A 3,957-nucleotide genomic window follows, 5' to 3' on the forward strand; every position below is an offset into this window, starting at 1 on the left:
GGGAGAGAGGTGTAACGCGGTTCATTGAGCCGTAGATCGGCGGTCATAACCATGGGAAGGGGAAGACAAAGGGTTTGTGTTCCATTATCAACTTCACGAGTAACTGTAGCATGCCCATTTTCTATGTTAAGATGTGAGGCAAAAGTTGCTTGTCCCCACCCAAGAAGAGCAGCGAGCATTTGTCCTGTTTGGTTGCTATCGTCATCAATTGCTTGTTTTCCTAAAAAGACCATGTCGGGTTTTTCTTCATCAACAATGGTTTTGAGAATCTTAGCAATTGCTAAGGGTTCAAGTGTTTGATCCGTTGTGACAAGAAGTGCGCGATCAGCTCCCATTGCAAGTCCTGTTCGTAGAGTTTCTTGAGCTGCTTCTGGGCCAATTGAAACAAGAAGAACTTCTGAAATTTTACCGGATTCTTTTTGGCGAATGGCCTCCTCCACGGCTATCTCATCAAAAGGATTCATAGACATTTTTACGTGAGACAGATCAACGCCTGTACTATCCGGTTTGACGCGTATCTTGATGTTATAATCAACAACACGTTTGACAGCGACAATTATCTTCATAATGATCCTCTTTGTTTGTATGTTACAAGTTTATAGCAATACTCATAAGAAACCAAATTGTTTAGAATGAAGTCTCAATTTATAACTTGTGTTCTCTTTCGTATAAGCTTTTTTATGTTTACTTGTACTTTCTCGTCGTCATTTTCAATCTTCATATTTTTGCATTGCCATAATTGCCTTATTTGCTTGAATAAAAAGTAAAAAAATCAAACTGTCTTGTGAGAATATTCTTTTTTAGTTTCTTATGCTTTGTTTATGATGGTGCAATAGGTCCTTTATGCAATGAAAAATTAAGTGAAAAAGATAAAAATGGGGGAATGATTTTGCTCTTCAAATCTTGAAGATAGAAAAATTAAAGATCTTTCTTTCAAATATTTTAGATAAAGATTGGGGAAAATATTTCTAACAAAAAAGTTTTTGGAAGTTCTTAAAGCTCTATTTACTAAAATAGAGCACACTTTTTCATCATTTGTTGCGATTCTTTTCAAAAAGGTTAATGAGGGGTAGGCGTTTGTGAATACGAAGGGTCATACGATCGACCAGGCGACCAAACAGGTTAGGAACGATAAAGTCTTTTCTTTTGTTGAACAGAAAGAGAGAATGGATACTTCTGTAGAAGTAACGATGTCGGATATTGCTCAAAAATTACGCACCGTTTATGCGCAAATGCAAATGAAGCATTCGCCTCGTTCTTTAATGCAGCAGAATTCGGTAGAAGAGCATTTTAAATCTTACTTAGATGATATTAGTCGGGCCATTTTGGCTGAACATTATATACGTCGTCAAAGAGAAAAAAAGCTTTTCCAGTCTTTAGAGCAGATTAAAACAATTGTTCAAAGTTTGCAGAGTGAAAAAAAAAGCTTAGAAGAAGCAGCGGTAACACGACGGGTGTCTCGTTCAAAATCACCTGATTCTGTTGTACAAAAACTTGCTCACATGGAATGTGAGGGAAATCAAGAACGCTTATTACTTCAAAAGGTGCAAAATTTTTCGAAAGAAAACAGCATAATTTCACTCCAAACAAATGTTGAAAATACGTTGCAGCAAGAAAATAGAAGCCCTTTGCCCAGTGATGCTCTGCAATCTTCTTTTAAAAAGGTTGAGGGAGTAGTGAAGCATGCTGTGATAAAAGAAAAGGGGATGATGGGTGCTCAGGCATCTAATCATTGCATTGAGAATGATTTTTCTTCTTTAAGGACGCAGTCTCGGGAACATGTGTCGTTTTTATCTTATTTGCTAAAAAAAGGTGTTCTTTGTTTTTTAACCGTTGCATTTGTGGTAGCGATAACGTTATGTTTTTATAGCTTTTTAAAAGGAGCTCGTTTTTTTTAATTTTTATGATGTTGATGTTAATAGATGTGAAATGTATTGCGCATTCGTGTTTGTGCGGAAGCTATAGCAACTAAAATTATCCTTTTAAACACGCAACAGAGATTATTGGAAAAGAGGATAATTGGAGAAGGATTCTCTAATTGTAAAAAAACCTCAAATTATCTTGAAGGTTCTGTAAGTGAGTATTTATTTACCAATTGCTGAAATGTCACTCAATATGCTGATCTTGATTGGTATGGGAGTCGTTGCTGGTTTTTTTTCAGGACTTTTTGGAATCGGTGGTGGGTTTCTCATCACGCCGTTATTGATTTTTTATAATATTCCTCCTGCTATTGCTGTTGGAACAGGTGCCAACCAGATGATTGCTTCATCTGTAACAGGAGCAATTACACATTTTAGAAGACGTACGCTCGATATTAAACTTGGTATTCTTTTGGCGCTTGGAGGAGGGATTGGTTCTTTAATCGGGATTCAGGTTTTCTCTGTTTTGAAAAAGTTAGGTCAATTAGATTTAATGATTTCGCTTCTTTATGTGATTCTTCTTGGAAGTGTAGGAAGCTTGATGATCGTTGAAAGTTGGTATGATATGATGCGCAAGCGTAAGGCAGGAAAAGCCAATATTCGTCTTGCTGGTCGACATAACTGGATTCATCGCTTACCCTTAAAAATGCGTTTTCGGACATCTATGATATATGTTAGCATTATTCCAGTTTTAGGGATTGGTCTCATCGTGGGGTTGTTGTCTTCTATTATGGGAATTGGTGGGGGGTTCTTTATGATCCCAGCATTGATTTATCTTCTGCGTGTTCCAACCAGTGTGGTGATTGGGACTTCACTTTTTCAGATTACATTTGTGTCTTCTTTCACGACAGTTTTGCAAAGTATGACTAATCAGTCCGTTGATATTGTCTTGGCTTTTTTGTTAATGCTTGGAGGAAGTATTGGTGCGCAATATGGAACACGGGTTGGACGGAAGTTAAAGGCTGAACAATTGCGTATGGCACTTGCATTTTTAGTGTTGATTGTGTGTATGCGTCTTGCTTTTCAATTATTTATACGCCCTGATAATCTTTTCTCTCTGGATATTCTTATGAGATAAAAATGGGTAGATTATTTTCTTTATACATCATTACAGGTTGCTTTTGTTTTATTTCTTTTTCTACATGGTCACATGTTGGGACGCCAGCTACATTCATTGATCAAGTTGACCACGAAACTGTCCAAATTATTGTAACAACGAATACGATTACTGTGGATGCAAATTTTGCTGGTCGTGATCTTTATATTGCTGGTGTTTTAGAAAATATTGATCCTTTATATTCTCGACAGAACCGTTATGATATTGTTGTAAGCTTGGAGGGACAAGATCGGACAATGGTGATGCGAGAAAAAAAACGCAATGCCGGTGTATGGGTCAATACAGATTCTCTTATTTTTAAAAAGGTTCCTCTTTTTTACTCTATGGTCACAACACGTGAAATTGACGATATTACGAGCATTGAAGATTATAAACGCTTAGGGTTAGGATTACTCTATTTGCCATTGCAGACGGATGAACAAGATCAGAAAAAAATACAAATCTTTCGCGATGAACTTATAAAATTGCAAAAAGCTAAAAGCCTTTATTATGAGGAAGTGGGTGGGGTTCGTTTTGGTTCTGACACACTTTTCACAGCGCATTTTCGTTTGCCAGCAAATATCCCAGTTGGACATTATAAAGTTCGTGCTTATCTTTTTCGTGATGGACAGTTTATTGATAGCGCAACAACGACTCTTGAAATTGTTAAAGCACATATCACCTATACAATTTTTTATGCAGCGCACAAGTATCGTTTTTTATACGGTATTGTTGCAGTGATTATTGCTATTACTACAGGATTTTTATGTCGTTTGATTTTTCGAAAAGATTAACGCAAGGAAAATGTTAAGGCTTTTATTTTTTATGAAAAATTCGTAAGATAAGAAAAATAGGCACAACAACAATAGCTCCTGTCATAGTTATATGGAAGAAATTTGTAAGCGTTATAAATCCTGCTTCCCATAGTGATTGAAAAAAATC

The 3,957-nt window shown here is 36.5% G+C and carries 5 protein-coding genes; 3 read left to right on the top strand and 2 right to left on the bottom strand.

Annotation, left to right across the window (positions count from 1 at the left end):
• On the bottom strand, positions 1 to 566 hold a 566-nt coding region (locus tag ACFIL3_RS07445; protein WP_375681996.1), incomplete at its 3' end, for an electron transfer flavoprotein subunit beta/FixA family protein.
• Positions 567 to 1,079: 513 nt separating this feature from the next.
• On the opposite strand from ACFIL3_RS07445, the gene ACFIL3_RS07450 reads away from it, so the two are divergent.
• The 3 genes from ACFIL3_RS07450 to ACFIL3_RS07460 all read left to right on the top strand — a co-directional run bounded on the left by ACFIL3_RS07450 (position 1,080) and on the right by ACFIL3_RS07460 (position 3,809).
• Positions 1,080 to 1,898, top strand: a complete 819-nt coding sequence (locus tag ACFIL3_RS07450) for a hypothetical protein (protein WP_375681997.1) — start codon at positions 1,080 to 1,082, stop codon at positions 1,896 to 1,898.
• 178 nt (positions 1,899 to 2,076) lie between these two features.
• Positions 2,077 to 2,997, top strand: coding sequence for a sulfite exporter TauE/SafE family protein (locus ACFIL3_RS07455; RefSeq protein ID WP_375634912.1), 921 nt, complete (start codon positions 2,077 to 2,079; stop codon positions 2,995 to 2,997).
• Between the two features lie 2 nt (positions 2,998 to 2,999).
• Positions 3,000 to 3,809: a TIGR02186 family protein gene (locus ACFIL3_RS07460; RefSeq protein ID WP_273790722.1), complete on the top strand. Its 810-nt coding sequence runs from the start codon at positions 3,000 to 3,002 to the stop codon at positions 3,807 to 3,809.
• 22 nt (positions 3,810 to 3,831) lie between these two features.
• Here the strand turns inward: ACFIL3_RS07460 and ACFIL3_RS07465 are convergent.
• Positions 3,832 to 3,957, bottom strand: a 126-nt coding sequence (locus tag ACFIL3_RS07465; RefSeq protein WP_375681998.1) for a DUF6460 domain-containing protein, incomplete at its 5' end; no start/stop codon positions are given.

Origin of the sequence: Bartonella sp. CE47NXGY, from assembly GCF_042195415.1 — a bacterium.
GTDB lineage: Bacteria > Pseudomonadota > Alphaproteobacteria > Rhizobiales > Rhizobiaceae > Bartonella.